General features: G+C 70.7%; 23 protein-coding genes, 1 other RNA gene and 1 pseudogene. 20 read left to right on the top strand and 5 right to left on the bottom strand.

Annotation, left to right across the window (positions count from 1 at the left end; all coding sequences use genetic code 11):
• Positions 1-36 precede the first annotated feature (36 nt).
• Complete coding sequence (locus QRN89_RS13415) at positions 37-375, top strand: hypothetical protein (protein ID WP_290349599.1); 339 nt, start codon at positions 37-39, stop codon at positions 373-375.
• 152 nt (positions 376-527) lie between these two features.
• Here QRN89_RS13415 and QRN89_RS13410 read toward each other — a convergent pair.
• The 3 genes and pseudogenes from QRN89_RS13410 to QRN89_RS13400 all read right to left on the bottom strand — a co-directional run bounded on the left by QRN89_RS13410 (position 528) and on the right by QRN89_RS13400 (position 2,380).
• Positions 528-1,815, bottom strand: a pseudogene (locus QRN89_RS13410) (tyrosine-type recombinase/integrase).
• Complete coding sequence (locus QRN89_RS13405) at positions 1,815-2,042, bottom strand: helix-turn-helix domain-containing protein (RefSeq protein ID WP_390701719.1); 228 nt, start codon at positions 2,040-2,042, stop codon at positions 1,815-1,817. The pseudogene QRN89_RS13410 and the gene QRN89_RS13405 overlap by 1 nt, the downstream one beginning before the upstream one ends.
• On the bottom strand, positions 2,042-2,380 hold the full coding sequence (locus QRN89_RS13400) for a replication initiator (RefSeq protein ID WP_390701718.1): 339 nt from the start codon (positions 2,378-2,380) through the stop codon (positions 2,042-2,044). Before QRN89_RS13400 ends, QRN89_RS13405 begins: the two co-directional genes overlap by 1 nt.
• 87 nt (positions 2,381-2,467) lie before the next feature.
• On the opposite strand from QRN89_RS13400, the gene QRN89_RS13395 reads away from it, so the two are divergent.
• The 4 genes from QRN89_RS13395 to QRN89_RS13380 all read left to right on the top strand — a co-directional run bounded on the left by QRN89_RS13395 (position 2,468) and on the right by QRN89_RS13380 (position 5,301).
• A complete protein-coding gene (locus tag QRN89_RS13395) occupies positions 2,468-2,806 on the top strand; it encodes a hypothetical protein (RefSeq protein ID WP_290353982.1) in 339 nt (112 codons plus the stop codon).
• 261 nt (positions 2,807-3,067) lie between these two features.
• Entirely contained in the window at positions 3,068-3,892 is an 825-nt protein-coding gene (locus tag QRN89_RS13390; RefSeq protein ID WP_290349598.1) for a helix-turn-helix domain-containing protein, read from the top strand.
• Positions 3,879-4,103: a DUF397 domain-containing protein gene (locus QRN89_RS13385; protein WP_290349597.1), complete on the top strand. Its 225-nt coding sequence runs from the start codon at positions 3,879-3,881 to the stop codon at positions 4,101-4,103. The genes QRN89_RS13390 and QRN89_RS13385 overlap by 14 nt, the downstream gene beginning before the upstream one ends.
• A 322-nt stretch (positions 4,104-4,425) precedes the next feature.
• The gene (locus QRN89_RS13380) at positions 4,426-5,301 is read left to right on the top strand and encodes an LPXTG cell wall anchor domain-containing protein (protein ID WP_290349596.1); all 876 of its coding nucleotides are present in this window, start codon (positions 4,426-4,428) and stop codon (positions 5,299-5,301) included.
• A gap of 165 nt (positions 5,302-5,466) precedes the next feature.
• Here the strand turns inward: QRN89_RS13380 and QRN89_RS13375 are convergent, their stop codons facing one another.
• Positions 5,467-5,658 (bottom strand): hypothetical protein, encoded by a 192-nt coding sequence (locus QRN89_RS13375; RefSeq protein ID WP_290349595.1) that lies wholly within the window; start codon positions 5,656-5,658, stop codon positions 5,467-5,469.
• A gap of 305 nt (positions 5,659-5,963) precedes the next feature.
• On the opposite strand from QRN89_RS13375, the gene ftsE reads away from it, so the two are divergent.
• From ftsE to ssrA, 5 genes are all read left to right on the top strand, one after another.
• Positions 5,964-6,653, top strand: a complete 690-nt coding sequence (gene ftsE, locus QRN89_RS13370) for a cell division ATP-binding protein FtsE (RefSeq protein WP_093660379.1) — start codon at positions 5,964-5,966, stop codon at positions 6,651-6,653.
• Between the two features lie 41 nt (positions 6,654-6,694).
• Entirely contained in the window at positions 6,695-7,612 is a 918-nt protein-coding gene (ftsX, locus tag QRN89_RS13365) for a permease-like cell division protein FtsX (protein WP_290349593.1), read from the top strand.
• A gap of 68 nt (positions 7,613-7,680) precedes the next feature.
• Entirely contained in the window at positions 7,681-8,850 is a 1,170-nt protein-coding gene (locus QRN89_RS13360; protein WP_290349591.1) for a S41 family peptidase, read from the top strand.
• 18 nt (positions 8,851-8,868) lie between these two features.
• Positions 8,869-9,348, top strand: a complete 480-nt coding sequence (smpB, locus tag QRN89_RS13355; protein WP_290349590.1) for an SsrA-binding protein SmpB — start codon at positions 8,869-8,871, stop codon at positions 9,346-9,348.
• Between the two features lie 128 nt (positions 9,349-9,476).
• Positions 9,477-9,846, top strand: a transfer-messenger RNA (tmRNA) gene (gene ssrA, locus QRN89_RS13350).
• A gap of 60 nt (positions 9,847-9,906) precedes the next feature.
• Here ssrA and QRN89_RS13345 read toward each other — a convergent pair.
• Positions 9,907-11,166 carry an MFS transporter gene (locus tag QRN89_RS13345; RefSeq protein ID WP_390701716.1) on the bottom strand — a complete coding sequence of 420 codons (1,260 nt, stop codon included), beginning with the start codon at positions 11,164-11,166 and terminating at the stop codon, positions 9,907-9,909.
• Between the two features lie 83 nt (positions 11,167-11,249).
• Between QRN89_RS13345 and QRN89_RS13340 the strand changes: the two genes are divergently transcribed.
• The 10 genes from QRN89_RS13340 to QRN89_RS13295 all read left to right on the top strand — a co-directional run bounded on the left by QRN89_RS13340 (position 11,250) and on the right by QRN89_RS13295 (position 24,010).
• The gene (locus QRN89_RS13340) at positions 11,250-12,215 is read left to right on the top strand and encodes a LysR family transcriptional regulator (RefSeq protein WP_290349589.1); all 966 of its coding nucleotides are present in this window, start codon (positions 11,250-11,252) and stop codon (positions 12,213-12,215) included.
• 160 nt (positions 12,216-12,375) lie between these two features.
• Positions 12,376-13,092, top strand: a complete 717-nt coding sequence (locus QRN89_RS13335) for a hypothetical protein (protein WP_290349588.1) — start codon at positions 12,376-12,378, stop codon at positions 13,090-13,092.
• A gap of 75 nt (positions 13,093-13,167) precedes the next feature.
• Positions 13,168-15,291: a bifunctional polysaccharide deacetylase/glycosyltransferase family 2 protein gene (locus tag QRN89_RS13330; protein ID WP_290353688.1), complete on the top strand. Its 2,124-nt coding sequence runs from the start codon at positions 13,168-13,170 to the stop codon at positions 15,289-15,291.
• Positions 15,288-16,550 carry an acyltransferase family protein gene (locus tag QRN89_RS13325; protein WP_290349586.1) on the top strand — a complete coding sequence of 421 codons (1,263 nt, stop codon included), beginning with the start codon at positions 15,288-15,290 and terminating at the stop codon, positions 16,548-16,550. The genes QRN89_RS13330 and QRN89_RS13325 overlap by 4 nt, the downstream gene beginning before the upstream one ends.
• Before the next feature lie 107 nt (positions 16,551-16,657).
• The gene (locus QRN89_RS13320; RefSeq protein ID WP_290349585.1) at positions 16,658-18,010 is read left to right on the top strand and encodes a nitrate/nitrite transporter; all 1,353 of its coding nucleotides are present in this window, start codon (positions 16,658-16,660) and stop codon (positions 18,008-18,010) included.
• A 75-nt stretch (positions 18,011-18,085) separates the two neighbouring features.
• A complete protein-coding gene (locus QRN89_RS13315) occupies positions 18,086-19,240 on the top strand; it encodes a uroporphyrinogen-III synthase (RefSeq protein ID WP_290349584.1) in 1,155 nt (384 codons plus the stop codon).
• A 149-nt stretch (positions 19,241-19,389) separates the two neighbouring features.
• Positions 19,390-20,001 (top strand): CGNR zinc finger domain-containing protein, encoded by a 612-nt coding sequence (locus QRN89_RS13310; RefSeq protein ID WP_290349583.1) that lies wholly within the window; start codon positions 19,390-19,392, stop codon positions 19,999-20,001.
• A 184-nt stretch (positions 20,002-20,185) separates the two neighbouring features.
• Entirely contained in the window at positions 20,186-20,773 is a 588-nt protein-coding gene (locus QRN89_RS13305) for a sigma-70 family RNA polymerase sigma factor (protein WP_026165301.1), read from the top strand.
• A complete protein-coding gene (locus tag QRN89_RS13300) occupies positions 20,770-21,621 on the top strand; it encodes an anti-sigma factor family protein (RefSeq protein WP_290349582.1) in 852 nt (283 codons plus the stop codon). The genes QRN89_RS13305 and QRN89_RS13300 overlap by 4 nt, the downstream gene beginning before the upstream one ends.
• 103 nt (positions 21,622-21,724) lie before the next feature.
• Positions 21,725-24,010: a HelD family protein gene (locus tag QRN89_RS13295; RefSeq protein ID WP_290349581.1), complete on the top strand. Its 2,286-nt coding sequence runs from the start codon at positions 21,725-21,727 to the stop codon at positions 24,008-24,010.
• The last annotated feature ends 449 nt before the right edge of the window (positions 24,011-24,459 follow it).

The raw sequence follows: 24,459 nt of genomic DNA, 5'->3' as shown, positions 1-24,459 counted from the left end.
GTTCTCCTCAGTCCCCAAGGGAGTCATCAGCGCATCGTGGCCCGTCTGCAGCAGGCTGGCGCGTACAGTGAGGGTGAAATCTTTGATCGGCTAGATCGAGGAGAATGCAGCTTCGGCGTAGACGCCTCCGGGGATGTCCTCGACGAATTCGATCAGGAAGAAATGGATGAGATTCGCCAGAAGATCGGCGAGTTTCAGGCGATCACGCTTGAGTACTCGGGAGTGTCTTGCATTCGCGATCTCCTGGGTGAAGTAATCCAGGGGCTATCGGGCTTGCTGGATACGAATTACGGCGAACTCATCGAATATGGAGAGGTTCTAGCGCGGTTCCAGAGGGAACCTCTGTGGGATTGGCGATTCGCGGTGGGTGAATAACCTCCGCGGCCGGGTGCGGTAAATCACGAGAGGGGGCAGGTTGATGACCTGCCCCCTCTTCCTATAGCCCGCGACCTTGATTTCACTCGCGAATCGCCACTTGGTGGGTGGTGCCCAGTGAGACCGCCTGACGGCAGTAGTTGACGGCAACGTCAGTGGACGAGGACGGTGCAAGGCGGCGGTTCGTCGCCATCGGAGCTGGCCGTATCGGTGATCCCACCACTGCTGAGCGCGGTGCTGAGGGTGTCGATGGCGTCTCGCTGGAGTCGGAGGCGGACGTGGGCGTAGACGGTAGCGGTGACGCCGATGTGGGCGTGGCCGAGGAGTTCCTTGATCACGACGAGTTCGACGCCCTGTTCCAGGAGCAGGGTGGCAGAGCCGAGGCCGTGGAAGCGGATGCGGCGGAGGCCAGCCTTGCAGAGGAGCGTAGTGAAGGTGCGGGTGAGGTTGGTCGGGTCGATCGGCCTGCCCTGCGGTGTGGTGAACACGTACCCGCTGTGCTGCCACTCGGCGCCTGCCATATGACGGTCGCGCTGCTGCTCCTCATGATGGTGCTTCAGCGACTGGAGGCAGCCGGCGGGGAGGGCGATGCGGCGCTCGGAGGCCCGGGTCTTGGTGGGCAGCGTGGTGAGTCCGCCTGTGCTGGTGCGCTGCAAGGTGCGGCGGATGGCAGCCGTGCTCCGGTCGAGGTCGAGGTCTTCCCAGAAGAGGCCGAGGAGTTCGCCTTTGCGGAGTCCGGTGTGGAGCGCGAGTTCGAACAGGGCATGGAGCCGGTGTCCACGCGCGGCTGTGAGGAATCGGGGGGCTTCGTCGGCGGTGAGGGGTTCGAAGCGTCGAGGCCGTGGGGTGCCGGTGCGGACGTTGCGCGCGACGTTGCGTGGGATCTCCTCCTCACGGACGGCGTGCTCCAGGGGGACTTGAGCACGGGGTGGATGTAGGTCAGCGTCAGCGGGGACAGCAGCTTGCGGCAGCAGGCCCTTGTGGCGCAGCAGCGGGGCTGGTCGCGTCGGGCGTCGATGCGGCGGGTGCAGCACTGGCATGTGGTGCGGAGCTGGTTGACGTCCTTGGCGGTGAGCTTGGTGAGCTTCTTCTTGCCGAGGCCGGGGTCGAGGTAGCGGTTGACGCAGGTGGTGTAGCGGGTGTGGGTGTTCTCGCGGAGGTGGTGTACGGCGCCGTTCTCCAGCCAGTACGTCAGGTATGCGGCCAGGCTGCCCTGGGCGGAGGGGACGGGGAGTCCGCGGTTGCTGGCGGCGATCTTCTCGGTGAGCTTGGCCAGCGCTTCCTTGCGGTGCTGCCGTAGACGCGGATGCGCTTGCGAGTGTTACCGGGGGCGAGGACGTATCCAGCGGCCTCCCAACGGCTGTCCTTGCGCTGGTAGACGGTTCCGTCGCCGTTCGCACGGCTGCGGCGGGAGGCGGGGTTGTCGCGGGGTGTGGTCATCAGGCGACGGCTTCCTGGTCGAGGCGGGTGCGGATGAAGTCGATGAGGGCGTGGGTGGGGATGCGGCGGGCGCGGCCGAGGGTGATCGAGGCTGGCTGGCGGGTGCGGAGCAGGTCGTAGACGGCGGAGCGGCCGAGCTGGAGGCGGGCCATCACCTTGGGGGACCGTGAGCAGATCGAGCCCGGTGCCGCCTCCGCACAGGGGACGGTGGCTGGGGCCGAGGCCATTAGCAGCCCCCTTCGGCTGCGAACTGCCGTTCCAGTTCCCTACGGTGCCAGACGTGGGCGGCGAGGAGCGCGGCGCCGGGGCTGTAGCCGGTGCTGAGGTAGTCCCACTGGCCGACGATGAGCGTGGTGTCCGAGTCGGGATCGGGCAGGCCGGCGTGGGCGTGGGCCTGTTCGGTGCGCCAGGCGCGGCGGGCAGCGCGCAGCGCGCCGAGGGTGGTGGAGTAGCTGCGGGACTTGGTGGAGAAGTGGCCCCGGAAGCCGAGCACGTGTGCCCACTTCCAGAGCTTGAGGTCGGCGAACTCCGGCAGCTTGCCCAGCTCCCAGCAGGTGCGGATCATCTGCCGCACGTGCCGGGCGACGGCGAGGCGGGGTAGTGGCCGGGCCTGTCCGGTGCCGTCGCACGTGGTGCAGGGGAGCGGGGTTCCGTGGGGCAGGAGGGTGGCGCCGCGTCCCTGGCAGGGGCGACAGAACAGGGCGCAGTCGAGGGTGCCGGAGCGCTGCCCCGACCCGCGGCCCCACACGGTGTCGGATTCGCGACGCTGGCTGTCCGTATCGGCGACATCTGGTTCACGTCGTACTTCTTCGACCCGTCGGAGATTGAATTCACCTTCGATCCGCGGGATGTCGTGGACGAATCCGGTTTCGCCGCAGTCGAGAGCTTCATGAGGAGAATGGGCAACGCATGCGGAAAGCGGGTCGTCATGACCATGGAGTCGTGGACCGACCACGTGGGACTTCCCGCCATGCTCGAGTACAGGCCCTGAGCGGCTCTGTCGTTGACCTGGCCGAGGGCGTGGCTCGGGGGTCGACGCACTTGCTCCAGGAGCAGGGTGGCAGAGCCGAGGTCGTGGAAGCGGATGCGGAGGAGCGAGGTGGAGGCGCGGGTGGCAGTGTCACGCCGACGACGCCGAGGTGAGTCCCGCCGGGTGGTTCCGTGCGCCGTTCCGGTCACACGGCGACACAGCACTGGCTACGCTCGGTAGCGGCAGCCTCGGAACGGCGGCCGCCTACCGGGGGAGTTGGGCATGGCGATCGAGGACAACCCGCAGTCCCGCGAGACGTACGGGATGGAGCTCAGGCGGCGCCGGGAGGCCGCCGGTCTCACGCAGGAGGAGCTGAGTCGGCGCGTGGTCATGTCGCGGACCCACATCGCGCACATCGAGGCGGGCAGGCGCAGGCCGGACGTGGAGGACGCGCGGCGGCTGGACGGCGTGCTGGACAGCGGCGGGTTCTTCGAGCGGTTCCTGCCGTCGCTGAAGGAGGGCAAGGTAGCGGAGCACTTCGCGGAGGCGCTGGAGCTGGAGCGCCGGGCGAAGGTGATCCGCGAGTACGCGCCGAAGCTGGTCCCGGGCGTCCTTCAGACGGCCGCGTACGCCCGGGAGGTCCTCGGCTCCGGTTTCCCGGCCAAGACGGCCGAGGAGCGCGACAGGCTGCTCGGGGCACGGCTCGAACGCGCGCGCATTCTCGACGACTTCCACTCTCCGGTGTTCTGGGCACTGCTCGACGAAGCGGTGCTGCGTCGAGCGGTTGGTCGTCCGGAGATCATGTGCGACCAGCTCAGGCATGTCGTGGACTTGGGCGAGTCCCATCGGATCCGCGTGCACGTCCTGCCGTTCTCTGTCGGCCTGCACTCGCTCTTGGAGGGATTCGTCTCGCTCATGTGGTTCGACGACCTGCCCCCCGTTGCCTACGTCGAAGCCTTGAAGACCGGCCGGGTGCTCGAAGTCCCGTCCGTGGTGCGCGAGTGCCAGGCGGTCTACGATCACGCCCTGGGGGACGCGCTCTCGCACCGCGAGTCCCTGGCTCTGATCAGGTCCGTCGCGGAGGAATACGAGCATGCGCAGCAGTGAGCACGTCGTGCCCGACACCACCCCCATCTGGCGCAAGTCCAGCTACAGCGGCGGAAGCAGCGGCGAGTGCCTCGAAGTGAACGACTCCAACGCCGCCCGCGTCCCCGTCCGGGACAGCAAGAACCCCCACGGCCCCGCCCTCGTCTTCGGCCCGGCGGCCTGGACGGCCTTCGTCAGTGCCCTCAAGGCGCACCCGCTCGACCGATCCTGAACTCGGCGCCCGTAGCCGCGATTCGCTGCCGGGAAGCGGAAAGCGCCAGGTCAACTCGCTTTGTCGACAAGGGAACTGCCTTCGGTCAGGCGGCAGTTCACTTCTTACGTCACAGTTATGTGCTCTCACCATGGGCAACTGCCCTTATTTCGGGCATCGCACGCGCAATGAAACTTGACGCGTCCGCGGAAAGTGGGAAGGCTGGCGCGCGGCATGCGTACATGTGGGACGGGTGTGAGCGGGGAAGTGGAAGCGCAGCCCCGAGCGGTCGCCGCCCCTGACGCTGCCCTACAAACGAATGAGCTACTGGGGGTAGCAGCAGATGACCAAGAAGACGCGTGTCCGTGTCGCGCGGATAGCCGCCGGCGCGGTGATCGCCGCCGGTGCTTCCCTGACCGCCGCGGGCGCAGCCCAGGCCGTGGGCATCGATGTCGGCGTCGGTGGCCTGAGTGCCAGCGCTGAGGTCGATGAGAGTGGCGTCGATGTCGGTCTCGGTATTCGTGACGGCGAGGACACCGAGGGCAACACCATCCTCGGGTCGACCGACGGCGGCACGACCGATGGCGGGACCACTGACGGTGGCACCACCGACGGCGGCACGACCGACGGCGGTACCACCGACGGTGGCGTGACCATCGGCGGCGGGATCGATGGCGGTACCACGGACGGTGGCACCACCGACGGCGGCACGACCGACGGCGGTACCACCGACGGTGGCGTGACCATCGGCGGCGGGATCGATGGCGGTACCACTGACGGTGGCACGACCGACGGGGGCAACGGCAACTCCGGCGGTAACGGCAACTCCGGCGGTAACGGCAACTCGGGCGGTAACGGCAACTCGGGTGGCAACGGCAACAACGGCGGCAACGGCAACTCCGGTGGCAACGCCACCGGCGGTGACCAGGGCGGCTCCACCGGCGGCTCCTCCACCACCGGCGGTTCCGCCGCGACCGGTGGCGGAGACGGCGGTTCCGACGGCTGCACCGTGAACGTCGAGGGTGCCGAGTGCGTCGACAACACCGACACCGACTCCGCCGGCTCGCAGCCGGTCGAGCAGGGCAAGGCCAAGGAGGAGCTGGCCGAGACCGGCGCCGCCGAGACCACGTTCCTGCTGGTCGGTGCCGCGACGATGATCGCCGGCGGCATCGGCTTCCGGATGCTGCCCCGCCTCGTCAGCGGCCGCACCGCCGCCTGATCGCCCTGTCCCGTCCGGTCCGCCTGATCGGATGTGACCCGCGGTAGCGGTTCGTCACAGCATGCGACAGGGGCCCGGGGAGCCGTGAAGCTCTCCGGGCCCCTGTGCGTTCCCGTGCGATCCCGTGGGGTTTCGGGGCGCCTGTGTCCGGCTCCGGCCGGTCCGTCAGGCGGTCTGGTGCGCCAGGAGGGCCAGCGCCGCCACGAGGACCACCAGCAGCGCCAGCAGCGCCGCAGGGTTCAGGCCCGCGAAGGGGCCCTCCTGCTGCAGGCGCTCGCGGCTCGCCCGGCAGACGGGGCAGCGGCCCTCCGCGACGGGCGATGCGCAGTTGGCGCACACCAGTCGGTCGTAGGTCATGCGCTCTCCTCCTCCCGCGCGGCGGAGCCGCCCGCGGAGTCCGTACTCTCGGCGTTCCTCGGTGGTTCTCCGCGTGTCTCTCCGCGCAACGCTCCGGGAACCGCATCCGTTCCCGGTACCACTGTGCCAGCTCGCGAGCGATTCGGCGCGCCCCGTCGGATTACACCCGTTCCGGGAGGCTTGAGGGACGGGCAAGCGAGGGGTGTCTATCCGACAAATCGCGCAACTCCGGGCGGTGACTGCACGCGCCATCCTCGTTCGCGTATGGTCACGCACACATACTCCCGGCCGACCGTGGTGCACTCGTGATCCGATTCGACAACGTCTCCAAGAGCTACCCCAAGCAGAACCGCCCAGCCCTGCGCGACGTCTCCCTGGAGATCGAAAAGGGGGAGTTCGTCTTCCTCGTGGGGTCGTCCGGTTCCGGCAAGTCGACCTTCCTGCGGCTGATCCTCCGCGAGGAGCGCACCAGCCACGGCCAGGTGCACGTCCTCGGCAAGGACCTGGCGCGCCTGTCCAACTGGAAGGTGCCCCACATGCGCCGGCAGCTGGGCACCGTCTTCCAGGACTTCCGTCTGCTGCCGAACAAGACCGTCGCCGAGAACGTGGCCTTCGCGCAGGAGGTCATCGGCAAGCCGCGCGGCGAGATCCGCAAGGCCGTTCCCCAGGTCCTCGACCTCGTCGGTCTCGGCGGCAAGGAGGACCGGATGCCCGGTGAGCTCTCCGGCGGTGAGCAGCAGCGCGTGGCCATCGCCCGCGCCTTCGTCAACCGCCCCATGCTGCTGATCGCGGACGAGCCGACCGGAAACCTCGACCCCCAGACCTCCGTCGGCATCATGAAGCTGCTGGACCGGATCAACAGGACCGGCACCACGGTGGTGATGGCGACCCACGACCAGAACATCGTCGACCAGATGCGCAAGCGCGTCATCGAGCTCGAACAGGGCCGGCTCGTACGCGACCAGGCACGCGGTGTCTACGGCTACCAGCACTGAGCAGGCACTGAGCAGGTAGAGGAAAGGCTGAAACACTCGCCATGCGCGCCCAGTTCGTACTGTCGGAGATCGGCGTCGGTCTCCGCCGCAATCTGACGATGACCTTCGCGGTGATCGTCTCCGTGGCCCTGTCGCTCGCCCTCTTCGGTGGCGCCCTGCTCATGCGTGAACAGGTCAGCACCATGAAGGACTTCTGGTACGACAAGGTCAACGTCTCCATCTACCTCTGCAACAAGAACGACGCGGAGACGGACGAGAAGTGCTCGAAGGGTGCCGTCACCGCCGAGCAGCGGGACCAGATCAAGTCCGACCTCGAAGACATGAGCATCGTCGAGACGGTCCACCACGAGTCCGCCGACGAGGCCTACAAGCACTACCGCGAGCAGTACAGCGACACCGCCATCGCCACGGTCATCACGCCCGACCAGATGCAGGAGTCGTTCCGGGTCAAGCTGAAGGACCCGGAGAAGTACAAGGTCGTGGCCACCGCCTTCGCCGGCCGGGACGGGGTCCAGTCGATCCAGGACCAGCGCGGCATCCTGGAGAACCTCTTCAACATGATGCGGGGCATGAACGTCGCTGCCCTCTTCATCATGGGACTGATGCTCGTCATCGCGCTGATGCTGATCGTCAACACCGTGCGGGTGTCCGCGTTCAGCCGTCGGCGTGAGACGGGGATCATGCGGCTCGTCGGGGCGTCCAGCTTCTACATCCAGATGCCGTTCATCATGGAGGCCGCCTTCGCGGGACTCCTCGGCGGCCTGGTCGCCTGTGTGATGCTCCTGGTCGGCCGGTACTTCCTCATCGACGGCGGCCTGGCGCTCTCCGAGAAGATGCCGCTGGTCAACTTCATCGGCTGGGACGCCGTGATAGCGGTACTCCCGCTCGTCCTCGTGATCGGGCTGCTGATGCCCTCCATGGCCGCTTTCATCGCGTTGCGCAAGTACCTGAAGGTGTGACGAGCGCCCCGGGCGCCGTACGGGTCAACGACCCTACGGCGCCCTTCGCTTGTCCTAGAGTGGGCGCCATGTTGGGCCCCGAATCACCCAAGGTGCCCCGTGGCCTGCGTCACGGGGCGGTCCTGACGCTGGTGTTCGCTGGCGCCCTCGTCACCGGTTCCGCGACGGGCCTGCTGCCCAGCGGCGAGGGCGAACCGCCCGAGCCCCGCGTGCGGGCCGCCGCCGCCACGGTCGACCGCGACGAGATCGCACGGGCCGCCGCCGAGGCCGCCGCGGACGGCAAGTCCGGCGCCAAGGCCGCCGAAGAGGTCGTGAGCCGCAGCGGGGACCGCTGGGGCGCCGTGTACGACAAGGGCGAGTACGAGGAGTTCGCGCGTGCCCTCGACGGTTCGTACACCGGGGTCGGCCTGTGGGCCAGACGCGGGGCCGACGGCCGGGTCGAGGTCGCCCGCCTGCAGCGCGGCGGTCCCGCCGACAGGGCCGGCATCCGCGTCGGCGACCAGCTGCGCACGGTCGACGGGGCCCGCATAGACGGGCGTCCCGTCAGCGAGGTCGTCCGGCTGCTGCGCGGCGACGGCAGGAGCGCCGGGGCCGGCTCGTCCGTCGTGCTGGGCCTCCAGCGCGGCGACCACGCCTGGAGCCGGACGCTGCAGCGGGCCCGGCTCGCCACCGAGGCGGTCACGGTCCGCAGGCTCGACGGCCAGGCCGTGCTGATCAAGGTCGCCGCCTTCACCAAGGGCGCCGGCGAGCGGGTGCGGCAGGCGGTGAGGTCGGCGCCCGAGGGTGCCGGCGTCCTGCTGGACCTGCGGGGCAACAGCGGCGGACTGGTCTCCGAGGCCGTCACGGCGGCGTCCGCCTTCCTGGACGGCGGGCTGGTCGCCACGTACGACGTCCGCGGTGAGCAGAAGGCCCTGTACGCCCGGCCGGGCGGGGACACCGAGCGGCCGGTCGTGGCACTGGTGGACGGCGGGACGATGAGCGCGGCGGAGCTGGTCACTGGCGCCCTCAAGGACCGCGGCCGGGCCGTCACGGTCGGTGCCCGCACCTTCGGCAAGGGCTCGGTGCAGATGCCCGAGCGGCTGCCCGACGGGTCCGTGGCGGAGCTCACCGTCGGCCACTACCGCACTCCGTCCGGTCACGACGTCGACGGCCGGGGCATCACCCCGGACCTCGCCGTGAGCGAGCGGGCCGAGGAACGGGCGCAGACGGTATTGAGTGGCCTCGGGGCGGGGTCGTAGTGCGAAAATGACCGCACTATGGCTAAGGAAAAAGGGCGCAAGCTGATCGCGCAGAACAAGAAGGCGCGGCACGACTACCACATCCTCGACACCTACGAGTGCGGTCTCGTGCTGACGGGTACCGAGGTGAAGTCGCTGCGTCAGGGGCGGGCCTCGCTGGCGGACGGGTTCGTCCAGATCGACGACCACGAGGCGTGGCTGCACAACGTCCACGTGCCGGAGTACAGCCAGGGCACCTGGACCAACCACAGCGCCCGGCGGAAGCGGAAGCTGCTGCTGCACCGGGTGGAGATCGACAAGCTCGAGTCGAAGTCCCAGGAGACGGGCCACACGATCGTGCCGCTGGCCCTGTACTTCAAGGACGGCCGGGCCAAGGTCGAGATCGCCCTGGCGAAGGGCAAGAAGGAGTACGACAAGCGGCAGACCCTGCGGGAGAAGCAGGACCGCCGCGAGGCGGACCGGGCGATGTCCGCGGCGCGGCGGCGGCAGCGGGCCTGAGCCGGGCGCGGCGCGGCGGCTGGCAGCGGGCCTGAGCCGTCCGCGCGGAATACGCTGGCACGGTCGTGCGTTGGTCACGTACGATGGCTCCTGCCCTCCCCGAGGGGGCAGGTTTGAAAAATCAACATGGGGATGATCGGTTTCGACAGCGGCTGTCGAAGCAGGGGAAGCGTGTCGAGGAAGCGGCAATGATCTCGTAAACCATATGTCGCAACCAATAATCGCCAACACCAAGCGCGATTCCTTCGCCCTCGCTGCCTAAGTAGCGACTTGCGAAGTGTCAGCCCGGGGCTGTTCCCGACCCGGATCCTGGCATCAGCTAGGGGACTAAACCTCTAGACCCGGTCACGGGGTCTGGAGGGAAATCAAACAGTGACTGAGCCCGTCGGAGACTTGTCCGCGTGATCTCCGGGGCCGAGAAAATCGCAGCGGACTGCACACGGAGAAGCCCTGATTCCGCACCGTTGGACGCGGGTTCGATTCCCGCCATCTCCACCAGTGGACGATCTGGGGGCACCGCCCCCAGGCACCGCACCCCATGTGGGCGAGGCCCGGCTGTCATGACAGCCGGGCCTTCGTCGTACGTGCCGGCAGCAGCGACAGCGCCAGTGCCAGGGCCGCCGCCGTGACCGGGATCGCGTAGCCGTGGGAGGCGCCGGCGTGCTCCACCGTCCAGCCGCCCGCCGCCGAACCGGCGGCGATGCCGCCGAGCAGCGCCGTCACGGCCAGGGTCATGCCCTCGTTCAGCTGCCCCTCCGGGGTGAGGCGCTGGATCGCGGTCATGCCGGTCACCATCGTGGGCGCCGTCGCCATCCCGGCGACCAGGAGCGCGCCCGCGACGGCGAGCAGGGAGCCCGTGCCCGCCGCGGCGAGCAGCGGCAGGGCCATGAGGACCGTCATCGCGGCCAGGCAGGTCCGCAGCCGGGCGGTACGGCGGGCCCGGCCGTACGCCAGGCCCGCGAGACACGAGCCGGCGGCCTGGAGGGCCAGCACCGCACCCGCCGCCGGGCCGTCCGCGAAGGCGATCGTGACGACCTCCATCGCACCGAAGACGGCTCCCGTGGCGAGGAAGACGGCGAGCATCGGGACCATGCCGGGCGTGCGCAGCGGGGAGCGGCGCCCCGCGGTCCCGCCGGAGACCGGCGGCTCGGTGGACCGCTGGGCCGCGAACAGGACCACGCCCGTGAGCAGCAGCCCCGCGCCGACGAGGGTCCCGGCCTCCGGGAAGAGCCCCGCGCAGAGCCAGGCGGCGAGGACCGGTCCGAGCATGAAGCACAGCTCGTCGGCGGCCTGTTCGAAGGAGTTCGCGGTGTGCCGGGCGGCCGCGTCGCCCTTCAGCAGATGTGCCCAGCGGGCGCGTGACATCCCGCCCGTGTTGGGCGTCGTCGCGGTCGCGGCGTACGCGGCGAAGAGCGTCCAGTCGGGGGCGCCGTGACGGACGCACAGCACCAGGGCGAGTGAGCCCAGCACGGCCAGCGCGGTCGCCGGGACGGCGACGCGGGCCTGGCCGTACCGGTCGACGAGCCGTGCGGTCCAGGGGGCGACGATCGCGGTGGCGGCCAGGCCGGTCGCCGTGACGGCGCCCGCGAGGGCGTACGAACCGCGCTGCCCGGCGATCATGATCACGGCGCTGACGCTGAACATGCCCATGGGCAGCCGGGCGAGGAGGTTCCCCGCGGTGAAGGCACGTGCCCCGGGGACGGCGAAGAGCCGGCGGTAGGGGCCCGGCGGACGGGAGGGTCCCGGCTCCCGGTCCCGGGGCGCCAGGACCAGCGTCCCGCCGGACGTGGTCATCTGGGGAGAAGTCGATTGCGGCATGGATCAAGGGTCGCGGCGGGGGCCCTCGGGGGTCCAACACCTGTTCGAGGCTCATTGACGCACTCCTGTTGTAAGTTCTCGGGGTGCCCCAGGACCTCGAACCCCGTCTGCTCCGCGCCTTCCTCGCCGTCGCGGCCGAACTGCACTTCACCAGGGCCGCGGCCCGGCTGTACGTGGCCCAGCAGGCGCTCAGCCGCGACATCCGGCGGCTGGAGCGGACGTTGGGGTCGGAGCTGTTCGTCCGGACCACCCGGCAGGTGCGGCTCACCGCCGAGGGCGAGCGGCTGCTGCCGTACGCGCGGCGGGTGATGGACGCCCACGATGCGCTGGCCTCGGCCCTCGCCGACACGGAGCGGCCGCTGCTCGTCGACGTGGGCGCCCCGGTGGGCACGGCCTACCGGATGCTCGACGAGGCCCGCCGCGCGGCCCCCGGCCTGGAGTTCGTGGCCCGCTACCTGAGCGGACTCACGGGTGCGGCGGCGGAGATCGTCGCCGGCCGGCTCGACGTCTCCTCCGGCAGGATCGCCGGGATCGACCCGGCCCTGCGCTCCGAACTGGCCCACGAGCCGGTGCGGTACGAGCGGATGGCCGTACTGCTCCGCGACGGCCATCCCCTCGCGGAGCTCCCCGAGGTGCCGTTGGACGCACTGGCGGGGGAGACCCTTTACGCGGGCGCGGGCAACGCGGCCACCGCGGAGTGGACCGACCTCGCCGGCCGGCTCTTCGCCGGCCGCGGAATCCGCATGGCCGCCCCCTTCCCCGAGATCGCCGGGCAGGAGGAGTTCGTCCGGGTGGTGCGCAAGCAGGGCTGGTCGGTGCTGGCGAGCACCGAGTTCCTCCCCGTGCCGGGCATGGTCGTCCGGCCGCTCGTCGACCCCGTGCCGCTGTCCCCGGTCTCGCTCGTCTGGCGGCGGGGCCTGAGCCACCCCGGCCTCGGCGTCCTGCGTTCCGTCATGGCCGAACTCGCCGCGTCGGAGGGGTGGCTGGACGTGCCGCCGGACGGCTGGCTGCCGGACGAGGACCGTGCCGCTATGGCGCGGAACACCTGACTCCGCGGCCCGGCCGTCCCCGGCGTGCGCTACATTCATGGTCCGGGTGCAACGTGGTAGGGGGTGCTCGGTCCGGGTTTAGGGGGCTCGGTCCGACGGCAGGCGTCCGGTTCCGCCGGCGCTCCCACCTCTCCGTTCAGTGGGGGAAGAGCGTACAGCAGTGGAAAACAGGCGAGAAAAGTCCCGAATAGGGCACACCCATGACCCCAACGAGGTCACCATCCAGATCGACAGCGTGGAGTTCAGACGACTCCAGGCTGCCCAGATGACCCCTGAGGCCCCTCGGGAAAGCGCCGACGGACCGGTGTTCGTCGACGAGAGCGGCCGTCGCAGCAAGAAGTTCCGCCGTATCGGATGGGTGCTGGCGCTGGTCTGCGCCGGCTACGCGGTGACCCTCGTGGTCGCCCTCATCGGCGGCAACTCCAACGCGCCGTCGCTTCTCATACCGGGGCCCGCCGACGACAAGGCGGACACCGCCGAGGAGACCCCCGGGCCCTCCGACGCCCCGTCCGCCCCCGCGCCCGCCGGCGCCGAGGTCGTCGCCGGCGTCCCCTCGCCCTCCGGCAGCCCGGCCGCCGTGCCGCGGCAGCCCGCCGGGTCCGCCGGCGAGCCGGGCGGCGACCGGAGCAGCGGCCCGGCCGGCGCCTCCGGCACGGGCGCGGCCACCACCACCGGCGGTGCCGGTGGCGCCGGCGGTGCGACGGCCGACCCGAAGCCCACCGTGTCCACGCCGCCCGGTGGCGCCGGCGGCACGGGCGGCGAGGAGCCGCCGCCGGACCCGGTCGATCCGACGACTCCCACCGAGACCGCGACGGAGGAACCCACCGGCGAGCCGGTGGCGCAGGGCCGGCAACTGGCCGGGGAAGGTGCCCGCTAGATGACCGCCTCCGGCAGGCGGGCGGCCCGACGCCAGAAGAGCGTCAGGCGGTCCGCGATTCGGCGCAGGCTGCCCATGCGCTATCTGCTGCCCACGCTCTTCCTCGTCGCGCTCCTCGCGATGCTCATGCTGCGCGGCTACGTGCACAGCGAGATCCTCGCCGACCACCGCGTACGCCCCCCGGCCTCCAGCGGCCAGGTGCCCAAGGACGTCCTGAACGGCGGTCCGGTCATCGACGCCCGCACCCCGGGCGCGCCCAAGGCGCTCAGGGTCCCGGACAAGAACCTGGTGCTGACCTTCGACGACGGCCCCGACCCGGTGTGGACGCCGAAGGTCCTCGACAAGCTGAAGCAGTACGACGCCCACGCGGTGTTCTTCGTGACCGGCACCATGGCCTCCCGCCACCCGGAGCTGGTGCAGCGGATGGTCGCGGAGGGCCACGAGCTCGGCCTGCACACCTTCAACCACCCGGACCTGGCCCTCCAGACGCAGAGCCGGATCGACTGGGAGCTCTCCCAGAACCAGCTGGCGCTCGCCGGCGCCGCCGGCATCCGCACCTCGCTGTTCCGGCCGCCGTACTCGTCGTTCTCGGCCGCCCTGGACGACAAGTCCTGGCCGGTCACCGAGTACATCGGCAGCCGCGGCTACATCACCGCCTTCAACGACACCGACAGCGAGGACTGGAAGCGCCCGGGCGTCGAGGCGATCATCAAGCGCGCCACCCCCAAGGGCACCAAGGGCTCCATCGTGCTGATGCACGACTCCGGCGGTGACCGCTCCCAGACCGTGGCCGCCCTGAGCCGCTTCCTGCCCGACATGAAGGAGCGCGGCTACCGGTTCGCCAACCTCACCGAGGCCCTCGGCGCGCCCAGCGCCCACACACCGGTCACGGGACCGGACCTGTGGAAGGGCAAGGCGTGGGTCGGCGCCGTCGCCGTCTCCGAGAAGACCACCTCGGCCCTGACCGTCGGCCTCGCCGTCATCGGTGTCCTGGTCTTCCTCCGCTTCGGGCTCATGCTGCTGCTCTCCTTCGGCCACGCCCGCAAGGTGCGCCGCCGCCGTTTCCGCTGGGGTCCCGCCGTCACCGAACCCGTGACGGTGCTGGTCCCGGCGTACAACGAGAAGGAGTGCATCGAGAACACGGTGCGCTCGCTGATGGAGAGCGACCACCCGATCGAGGTCATCGTCATCGACGACGGGTCGTCGGACGGCACCGCCGACATCGTCGACGACATGTGGCTGCCCAACGTCAGGGTCGTCCGACAGGCCAACGCGGGCAAGCCGGAAGCCCTCAACAACGGCATCCGCAACGCCCGCCACGACATCATCGTGATGATGGACGGGGACACCGTCTTCGAGCCGTCCACCGTCCGCGAACTCGTCCAGCCCTTCGGCGACCCGCGCGTCGGCGCCGTCGCGGGCAACGCCAAGGTCGGCAACCGGGACAGCCTGATCGGTGCCTGGCAGCACATCGAGTACGTCATGGGCTTCAACCTCGACCGCCGCATGTACGACGTGCTGCGGTGCATGCCCACGATCCCCGGCGCGGTCGGCGCCTTCCGCCGCCAGGCCCTGGAGCGGGTCGGCGGCATGAGCGACGACACCCTCGCCGAGGACACCGACATCACCATGGCCATCCACCGCGACGGCTGGCGCGTGGTGTACGCCGAGCGGGCCCGGGCGTGGACCGAGGCCCCGGAGTCGGTGCAGCAGCTGTGGTCCCAGCGCTACCGGTGGTCGTACGGCACGATGCAGGCGATCTGGAAGCACCGCCGCTCCGTGATCGACAGCGGTCCCTCCGGCCGCTTCGGCCGGGTCGGCCTGCCGCTCGTCTCCCTGTTCATGGTGCTGTTCCCGCTGCTCGCCCCGCTGATCGACGTCTTCCTGCTCTACGGACTCGTCTTCGGCCCCACGCAGAAGACGGTCGTCGCCTGGCTCGGCGTCCTCGCCATCCAGGCCGTGTGCGCCGCATACGCGTTCCGCCTCGACAAGGAACGCATGGTGCACCTGATCTCCCTGCCCCTCCAGCAGCTGCTGTACCGGCAGCTCATGTACGTCGTGCTGCTGCAGTCCTGGATCACCGCCCTCACCGGCGGCCGGCTCCGCTGGCAGAAGCTGCGGCGCACCGGAGTGGTGGAGGCGCCGGGCTCGATACCGACCCAGCGCCAGGGCAGTGACGAGCGGAGGCCGGTCGGATGACCTCGCCCTCGCTCGACACGGGCGGCGCTCCCCGTGCCGGGGCCCGGTACCGTGCCGACACGACGGCGACGGCGGCTCCCGCCGCCGCGCCGAAGCGGCCCGGCCGGGACCGCTATCTCGACCTGCTGCGCTCCATCGCCCTGCTCCGCGTGATCGTCTACCACATCTTCGGCTGGGCCTGGCTGACGGTGCTCTTCCCGTCGATGGGCGTGATGTTCGCGCTCGCCGGCTCGCTGATGGCGCGCTCGCTGGCGCGGCCCGCGTGGGGCGTCATCCGCGGCCGCGTCCGGCGGCTGCTGCCGCCGATGTGGGCGTTCTCGGCCTTCGTTCTGCCCGTGATCTTCTACTTCGGCTGGAAGCCGGTGAAGGAGGAGGGGATCTGGTGGTTCGTCAAGCTGGCCTGGTACATCGTCCCGGTCGGCGCGCCGCCGTACCCCTGGCACAGCGGTGACGCCTCTGGCCTGCTCGAGGACACCTGGGCGGTCCAGGCGGCGGGTCCGCTCTGGTACATCCGGGCCTATCTGTGGTTCGTCATCGCCTCGCCGCTGCTCCTGTGGGCCTTCCGCAGGCTGCCGTGGGCGACGCTCTTCGGCCCCCTCGCGCTCACGGCGGTCGTCGGCTCCGGGCTGTTCAAGATCCCCGGCGAGACGGGCAACGTCATCACCGACTTCGCCACCTACGGATCCTGCTGGGTGCTCGGCTTCGCCCACCAGGAGGGCGTGTTCGAGAAGCTCCCGCGGTACGTCTTCGTGTCCGTGTCCTCGCTGATCATGGCCTTCGGCCTGTGGTGGGCGTCGTGGCATCTGGGGCCGGACGGCTGGGACCTCAACGACATCCCGCTCGCCCAGGCCACCTGGTCGTTCGGTTTCTGCGTGATCCTGCTCGCGTACTCGCCGTCCTGGCAGCGGCTCCCGGGGAAGCTCGCGCACTTCGACAGCCTGATCACCCTGTCCAACAACCGCGCGGTGACGATCTACCTCTGGCACAACCTGCTGATCATGGCGACGATCCCGGTCATCGACCTGCTGTGGAGGATCCCGGGCGTCTGGCCGACGTACTCGGGCTACCTGGAGCGTGCGTACCCCGTGCTCATGCTGATCGTCGTCTTTCCGCTGATCGGTCTGATGATCATGGCCGTCGGGTGGCTGGAGGACGTCGCCGCCAAGCGCCGGCCCCGGCTCTGGCCCAACGGCACGACGCCCGAGAAGGCGTCGCGGGCCAGGGCGGCGCGCGGACGGGGGCGCTCACACCGCGCCTGAGCACCGGGTGAGAGCAAGGTTCCACACCGGTCATCTCGTGCCACGGGACTGAAACCCGCCGTGCCTAACGTCGCCTCCACTACCCGGAGCAGCAGTGGAGGCAGACCATGGCCGGCAGGTGGATCGAGCAGTGGGACCCGGAGGACGAGACCTTCTGGAGGGAGAAGGGGGAGGGGATCGCCCGGCGTAACCTCCTCTTCTCCGTCCTGTCCGAGCACATCGGCTTCTCCATCTGGACGCTGTGGTCCGTGATGGTCCTGTTCATGGGGCCCGAGTACGGGGTCGACCCGGCCGGAAAGTTCTTCCTGATCGCGACCGCGACCCTGGTCGGGGCCGTGATCCGGGTGCCGTACACCTTCGCCGTCGCCCGCTTCGGCGGCCGCAACTGGACGGTGTTCAGCGCGCTGATGCTGCTGCTGCCGACCGGGGCCGCGTTCCTGGTGATGGAGCCGGGGACGTCGTACGGGACGTTCCTCGCGGTGGCCGCCCTCACCGGCGTCGGCGGCGGCAACTTCGCCTCCTCGATGACCAACATCAACTCCTTCTTCCCGCTGCGGAAGAAGGGCTGGGCGCTCGGGCTGAACGCGGGCGGCGGCAACATCGGCGTGCCGGTGGTCCAGCTCGTCGGGCTGCTCGTCATCGGGGTGGCGGGCGCCGCCCATCCCAGGATCGTGCTCGGCGTCTACATCCCGCTGATTGTGGTCTCCGCGCTGTGCGCCGCGCTGTTCATGGACAACCTGGCCCCCGTGAAGAACGACACCGGCGCCGCGAAGGAGGCGGTCCGGGACCCGCACACCTGGATCATGTCGTTCCTCTACATCGGGACGTTCGGCTCCTTCATCGGCTACAGCTTCGCCTTCGGCCTCGTGCTCCAGACCCAGTTCGGGCGCACCCCGCTCCAGGCGGCGTCGCTCACCTTCGTCGGACCGCTGCTCGGCTCCCTCATCCGGCCCGTCGGCGGCTCGCTCGCCGACCGCTTCGGCGGGGCCAGGATCACCCTGTGGACCTTCGCCGCGATGGCCGCGGCCACCGGCGTCGTCGTATTCGCCTCCGTGTCCGAGTCGCTGCCGGTCTTCCTGGTCGGCTTCATCGCCCTGTTCGTCCTCAGCGGGCTCGGCAACGGCTCCACGTACAAGATGATCCCCGGCATCTTCCAGGCCAAGGCGCTGGCCAAGGGCATGACGGGAGAGGCGGCCGAGGCGTACGGGCGCCGGCTGTCCGGGGCGTCGATGGGGCTCATCGGTGCGGTGGGCGCGCTCGGCGGACTCGCGATCAACCTGGCCTTCCGGCAGTCGTTCCTCACGGCCGGGACGGGGACGGGTGCCTTCGTCGCCTTCCTCGCCTGCTACGCGGTGTGCTTCACGGTCACCTGGGCGGTATACCTTCGCAGGCCCGCCCGCACCGCCGCGCCGGCCGCCACGACCGAGACGAAGCCGCAGCTCAGCTACGCCGAGGTGTGAGCAGGAGTGCCTCGTAACCACGGGGAAACGCAGCCGAACCGAGCCTGTCACGCTCTCTTGCCAGGCTCGGCCGGCATGTACCACGAACAGCACGGCGCTCCCGCGGTCGCCCCGCTCTCGGGCTTCACGGTCGGAGTCACGGCGGCCCGGCGCGCGGACGAACTGGGCGCGCTGCTGCAGCGCCGCGGGGCGACGGTGCTCCACGCACCCGCCCTGCGGATCGTGCCGCTCGCGGACGACGGCGAGTTGCTCGCCGCCACCAAGGAGCTCATCGACAACGCCCCGGACGTGGTGGTCGCCACCACCGCGATCGGATTCCGGGGCTGGGTGGAGGCCGCCGACGGCTGGGGCTTCGGGGAGGAACTGCTCGCCTGCCTGCGCGGTGTCGAACTCCTCGCCCGCGGCCCGAAGGTGAAGGGCGCGATCCGGGCGGCCGGGCTGACGGAGGAGTGGTCGCCCACGTCAGAGTCGATGGCCGAGGTCCTCGACCGGCTCCTCGACGAGGGCGTCGCGGACCGGCGGGTGGCACTGCAGTTGCACGGCGAGCCGCTGCCCGGGTTCGTGGAGGCCCTGCGGGCCGGGGGCGCCGAGGTCGTCGTCGTCCCCGTCTACCGGTGGATGCCGCCGGAGGACCTGGCGCCGCTGGACCGGCTGCTCGACGCGACGGTGGGGCGCTCGCTGGACGCCGTGACGTTCACCAGCGCCCCGGCCGCGGCGTCGCTGTTCTCCCGCGCCGAGGACCGGGGGATGCTGCCGGAGCTGCTCGACGCGCTCGCCCACGACGTGCTGCCGGCGTGCGTGGGACCGGTCACGGCCCTTCCGCTCCAGGCACGAGGGCTGGACACGGTCCAGCCCGACCGCTTCCGGCTGGGCCCGCTCGTCCAGCTGCTCTGCGTCGAACTTCCCTCGCGGGCCCGGGCCCTGCCGGTGGCGGGCCGCCAGGTCGAGATCCGCGGCCACGCCGTCCTCGTGGACGGGGACGTCCGCCCGGTGCCACCCGCCGGGATGTCGCTGCTCAACACGCTGGCCCGCCGCCCCGGCTGGGTCGTCTCCCGCGCCGAACTGCTGCGCGCCCTGCCCGGTGCCGGCCGTGACGAGCACGCCGTGGAGACCGCCATGGCCCGACTGCGTTCGGCGCTCGGCGTCCCCAACCTCATCCAGACCGTGGTGAAGCGCGGCTACCGCCTGGCACTCGACCCCGCGGTCGACACCAAGTACGCGGACTCCTGACCGGCTTGTACGGGACGGGCCCGCGCCACGGGACGCCCGGCCCGTACGGCGCGATGGCCCCCGCTCCCGTGCGCGACGATCCGGTCTGCCGCGCGAGGGGGCGCGCCCGGGGGGTTCCCGGGGCGCGCTCGCGGGGGCACCCTGAGTCCATGGGCATCGGCTCGTACGACGGGCGGTTCGACTCCGGGCGCGTCTGCCTGGATCTCGTGGCGGCGGGGCCGGTGGGCCCCGAAGCACTCGGACGGTGGCTCATGGCCGCCGGCCTGCTGCCGCCGGGCACTCCACTGGGCGCGGTGACCGTGCACTGGGTGCGCCCGTTCCGCGAACTCCGTGCCTGTGTGCAGGGTCTGGTGGACGCCCGGATCGACCACCGCCCGGGCGCACCCGCACCCGCACCCGCACCCGCTCCCGGGCGCCACGACGGTCCGGACGGCGCCCTCGCCCGGCTCAACGCGTTCGCCTCCGCCTCCGCCCCGCCCGCCGTCACCGCCGTGCGCGACGACGAGGGCGAACTCGTCCGGGCCCCGCTCGCCCACCCCGAGTGCGCCGCACTGCTCGCCGCCGTCGCCCGCGACGCCGTGGACCTGCTCACCGATCCCGTGGCCCGCGCACGGCTCCGCCGTTGCGAGGGCGACAACTGCCGCCGTGTGTATCTCGACACATCCCGGGGCCGGCGTCGTCGCTGGTGCTCCAGCGAGGTGTGCGGCAACCGGGAGCGCGTGGCGCGGCATCGGCGTCGCACGGCGCTCTCCCGAGCCTGACAGGCGGTCATTTCACAGCGTTATGGCCGGGATTGCCGGCCACTTCGCCGCGCCCGGCGACGGAGCGCCAAAAGATCTTGAAAGTTTTTCTCCGTCGCGTTGAGTGGATCGGCGGGGCCCTCCGTAGTGATGGACGACAGACAAGCAGTCAGACATCAGACAGGGTCTCGACCGGGAGGTTCAGGTGCGCAAGGATGCCGCCGTGGCCGATGACCGTTCAGGCAGGGCCCGGCATCGCGCCGACTCGTCGCGCACCAGCACATCCGTCCCTGACGAGGAGCTGATGCGCGTGCTGTATCAGGAGCACGCCGGACCCCTCCTTGCCTATGTGCTCCGCCTCGTGGCCGGCGACCGCCAGCGCGCCGAGGACGTGGTACAGGAGACGCTCATCCGTGCCTGGAAGAACGCCGGTCAGCTCAATCGGGCCACCGGCTCTGTCCGACCCTGGCTGGTGACGGTCGCACGGCGTATCGTCATCGACGGTCACCGCAGCCGGCAGGCCCGGCCGCAGGAGGTCGATCCGTCGCCGCTGGAGGTCATGCCCGCGGAGGACGAGATCGACAAGGCGTTGTGGCTGATGACGCTATCCGATGCGCTCGATGATTTGACCCCTGCTCACAGGGAAGTACTCGTCGAGACGTATTTCAAAGGGCGTACGGTCAATGAGGCGGCCGAGAAGCTCGGCATACCCAGCGGGACCGTGCGGTCCCGTGTGTTCTACGCACTGCGTTCCATGAAGCTCGCTCTGGAGGAGAGGGGGGTCACGGCATGAACAGGCAGGACCAGTTCGGGCAGTTCGGACAGTCCGAAGAGGGGTCGGTCCACGAGACGGTCGGGGCGTACGTCCTCGGCATCCTCGACGACGCGGAAGCCACCGCGTTCGAGGCGCATCTCGCCGGCTGCGACATCTGTGCCGCCCACCTCGAGGAGTTCGCGGGCATGGAGCCGATGCTGGCGATGCTCGCCGAGGCCCCCGCGCAGCCGGCCGTGCCACGGCAGCCGACCGCGCTGCCCTTCGACAGCAGGATCATGCAGCCGCCGCCCCGGCCCACCGCCACGGTCCCGACGGCGCCGAGCCCGCAGCTGCTGGACCGGCTCGTGGACGAGGTCGCGGTGAAGCGCTCCCGGAAGCGCCGCCGCAGCATGTACATGATCGCCGCATCGGCGGTGCTGATCCTCGGCGGTCCCGCCGTGGCCGTGGTGGTCACCCAGGACGACGCCACCGCGGGGAACGTCGCGGGGCCCCATCCGACCAGCCCCGCGGAGACCGAGTTCTTCGACGGCATGAAGGAGAAGGTCGAGGCGACGGACGCGACCACCAAGGTCACCGCCACCGTCGGCCTGGAGGAGAAGGGCTGGGGCACCCACGCGGTCCTGGAGCTCAAGAACGTCAAGGGCCCGCTGAAGTGCAACCTCATCGCCGTCTCCAAGAGCGGCGAGGAGGAGGTCGTGACCTCCTGGTCCGTCCCCGAGCGCGGGTACGGCATCGCGGACAGTACGAACAAAGAGGCCAAGAAGCCCCTGTACATCCACGGCGGTGCCGCGATGGACCGCAACGAGATCGACCACTTCGAGGTCCGTACCTTCGACGGCGAGCGCCTGGTGGAGGTCGGCGCCTGAGCCGCGGACACCCGGACCGCGACAGCGGACCTTCGGCCTGACACAACGGCCCCCCTTCGCGTACGGTTGACGGCTGCCCAGTGCACGTCAGAAGGGGGCCACGGTGGCCGCGCAGGAAGCCGCTGTCGACTCGGTCCGGGACCGCGAGATCCTTGTCGAACAGGAGCATCTGGACCAGGTGTACCGCCGCCTCGAGGAGAAGATCCACGAGGCGGAGTTCCTGATGGACGACGCCGCCAAACGCGGCCAGGTCGGCACGCCCGGCGCGTTCGCCGAGCGGGACGCCCAGGTGTTCCGCGCCGGGATCCACCTCAACCGGCTCAACAGCGAGTTCGAGGACTTCCTGTTCGGCAGGATCGACCTGCTGCGCGGCAAGGACGGCAAGAAGGGGCCCGACGGGGCGTACACCTCCGTCGAGCCGGCCGAGGACGCCGTACGGGCGGACGGGGCGGAGCAGTACGCCGACATCGCCGAGACCCTGCACATCGGCCGCATCGGCGTGCTCGACGCCGACTACGCGCCCCTGGTCATCGACTGGCGCGCCCCGGCCGCCGCGCCCTTCTACCGCTCCACGCCGGTCGACCCCGGCCGCGTGGTGCGCCGGCGGGTCATCCGCTCCAAGGGCCGCCGGGTCCTCGGGGTCGAGGACGACCTGATGCGCCCCGAGCTGACAGCCCGCCTCGGCGGCGCCGTACTTCCCGTGATCGGCGACGGCGCCCTGATGGCGGCGCTCGGCCAGGCCCGCACCCACACCATGCGCGACATCGTGTCCTCCATCCAGGCCGAGCAGGACCTGGTGATCAGGGCACCCGCCGCCTCGGTCACGGAGGTCTCGGGCGGCCCCGGCACCGGCAAGACGGCCGTCGCGCTGCACCGCGCCGCGTACCTGCTCTACCAGGACCGGCGCCGGTACGCGGGCGGCATCCTCGTCGTCTCGCCCACCCCGCTGCTGGTCGCCTACACCGAGGGCGTGCTGCCCTCGCTGGGCGAGGAGGGGCAGGTGGCGATCAGGGCGGTCGGCTCCCTCGTGGACGGCGCCGAGGCCACCACGTACGACGATCCGGCCGTCGCCCGCGTCAAGGGCTCCCTGCGGATGCTGAAGGTGCTGCGCAAGGCGGCCCGCGGCGCCCTGGAGCTCGGCGACACCCCCGACCGGCTGCGGGTGGTGGCCTTCGGCCGCCGGCTGGAACTGGAGTCCGACGAGCTCCAGCGCATCCGCCACAACGTCCTCGGCGGCACCGCGCCCGTGAACCTGCTGCGGCCGCGCGCCCGCAGACTGCTGCTGGACGCCCTGTACGCGAAGTCGGGCGCCGCCGGCCGGCACACCGACCCGGAGCTCGCCGCCGAGCTGCGCTCCTCCTTCGACGACGACGTCAGCACGGAGGACTCGTTCCTCGACTTCCTGGACGCCTGGTGGCCCGAGCTGACGCCGCTCGGGGTGCTCGCGGCGATGGCCGACGAGCGCCGTCTCGGCCGCTGGTCACGCCGGGTCCTCAACCCCGGCGAGGTGCGAAGACTCGCCCGCAGCCTGAGACGCGAGGGACGGTCCGTGCACGACGTGGCGGTCCTCGACGAACTGCAGGCGATCCTCGGCACCCCCGTCCGCCCGAAGAAGAAGCGCGAGGCCGATCCTCTCGACCAGCTCACCGGGCTGGAGGAGCTGATGCCGCAGCGCGAGGAGTCCCAGCGCGAGCGGGCCGAGCGGCTGGCGGCGGAGCGCACCGAGTACGCCCACGTCATCGTCGACGAGGCCCAGGACCTCACGCCCATGCAGTGGCGGATGGTCGGCCGCCGCGGCCGGCACGCCACCTGGACGATCGTGGGCGACCCCGCCCAGTCGTCCTGGTCCGACCCGGACGAGGCCGCCGAGGCCCGCGACGACGCCCTCGGCACCCGGCCGCGCCGCCGTTTCGAACTCACCGTGAACTACCGCAACCCCTCCGAGGTCGCCGAGCTCGCCGCCCGGGTGCTGACGCTGGCCATGCCGGGGATGGTGGCGCCCCGCGCCGTCCGCTCGACGGGCCTGCGGCCCCGGTTCGCGGTGGCCCGTGACGACCTCGAGCGGACCGTGCGGCAGGAGACCGAGCGCCTCCTGGACGAGGTCGACGGCACCGTCGGTGTCGTGGTCGCGATGGACCGGCGCGCGGAGGCCGCCCGCTGGCTCGAGGGCCTCGGCGACCGCGCGGTCGCCCTCGGTTCGCTGGAGGCGAAGGGCCTGGAGTACGACGCGACGGTGGTCGTCTCGCCCGCCGAGATCGCCGACGAGTCGCCGGCCGGCCTGCGGGTGCTGTACGTGGCGCTCACCCGTGCCACCCAGCAGCTCACCGTGGTCTCGGGCCGGCGCGACGAGCCGGACGCGGACGGGGTCCCGGACCTGCTGAGGGACTGAGGGCCCGCCCCGACGTGTTGAGGAACCAGCCGACATGTCGCGGAACCGCAGGCCGCCCTTCCTGTCGAGGGAACGGGGGGCCGCCCGGATCCGTTGACGGACTGCGGGCCGGTTGACGGAACGCGGGGCCGGACGAGGTGGGGCGAGCGACCGAACGGGGGTCAACTCGCCGAGCGGGGAATCACCTTCTGGGACTCTTTGTTAGCCTGTGTGTGGCACCGGCTCGATCCAAGCCCCCGGGCCCAACCTTCGTCCCTCAGAGGGACCACTTGCCGCGAGGCGAGCATGGCGGGTCGGTGTCACCAGAGCATCGGCAAGAGGTCCGCGTCGCCACGGTGACGCGGACCTCTTCCGTTCGGCGCTCTTTCCTGCGCCGCTCATCCGTTCTTCTGTTTTTCCATAGCTTCTCGTATGGTGGAAAAAGTTTTCCGAAACCAAAACGACCAGTA

Origin of the sequence: Streptomyces sp. HUAS CB01, assembly GCF_030406905.1 — a bacterium.
GTDB classification, from domain to species: Bacteria; Actinomycetota; Actinomycetes; order Streptomycetales; family Streptomycetaceae; genus Streptomyces; species Streptomyces chengbuensis.
Note: the sequence above shows the minus strand (reverse complement) of the source record. Positions and strands in the feature narration are given on the sequence as shown.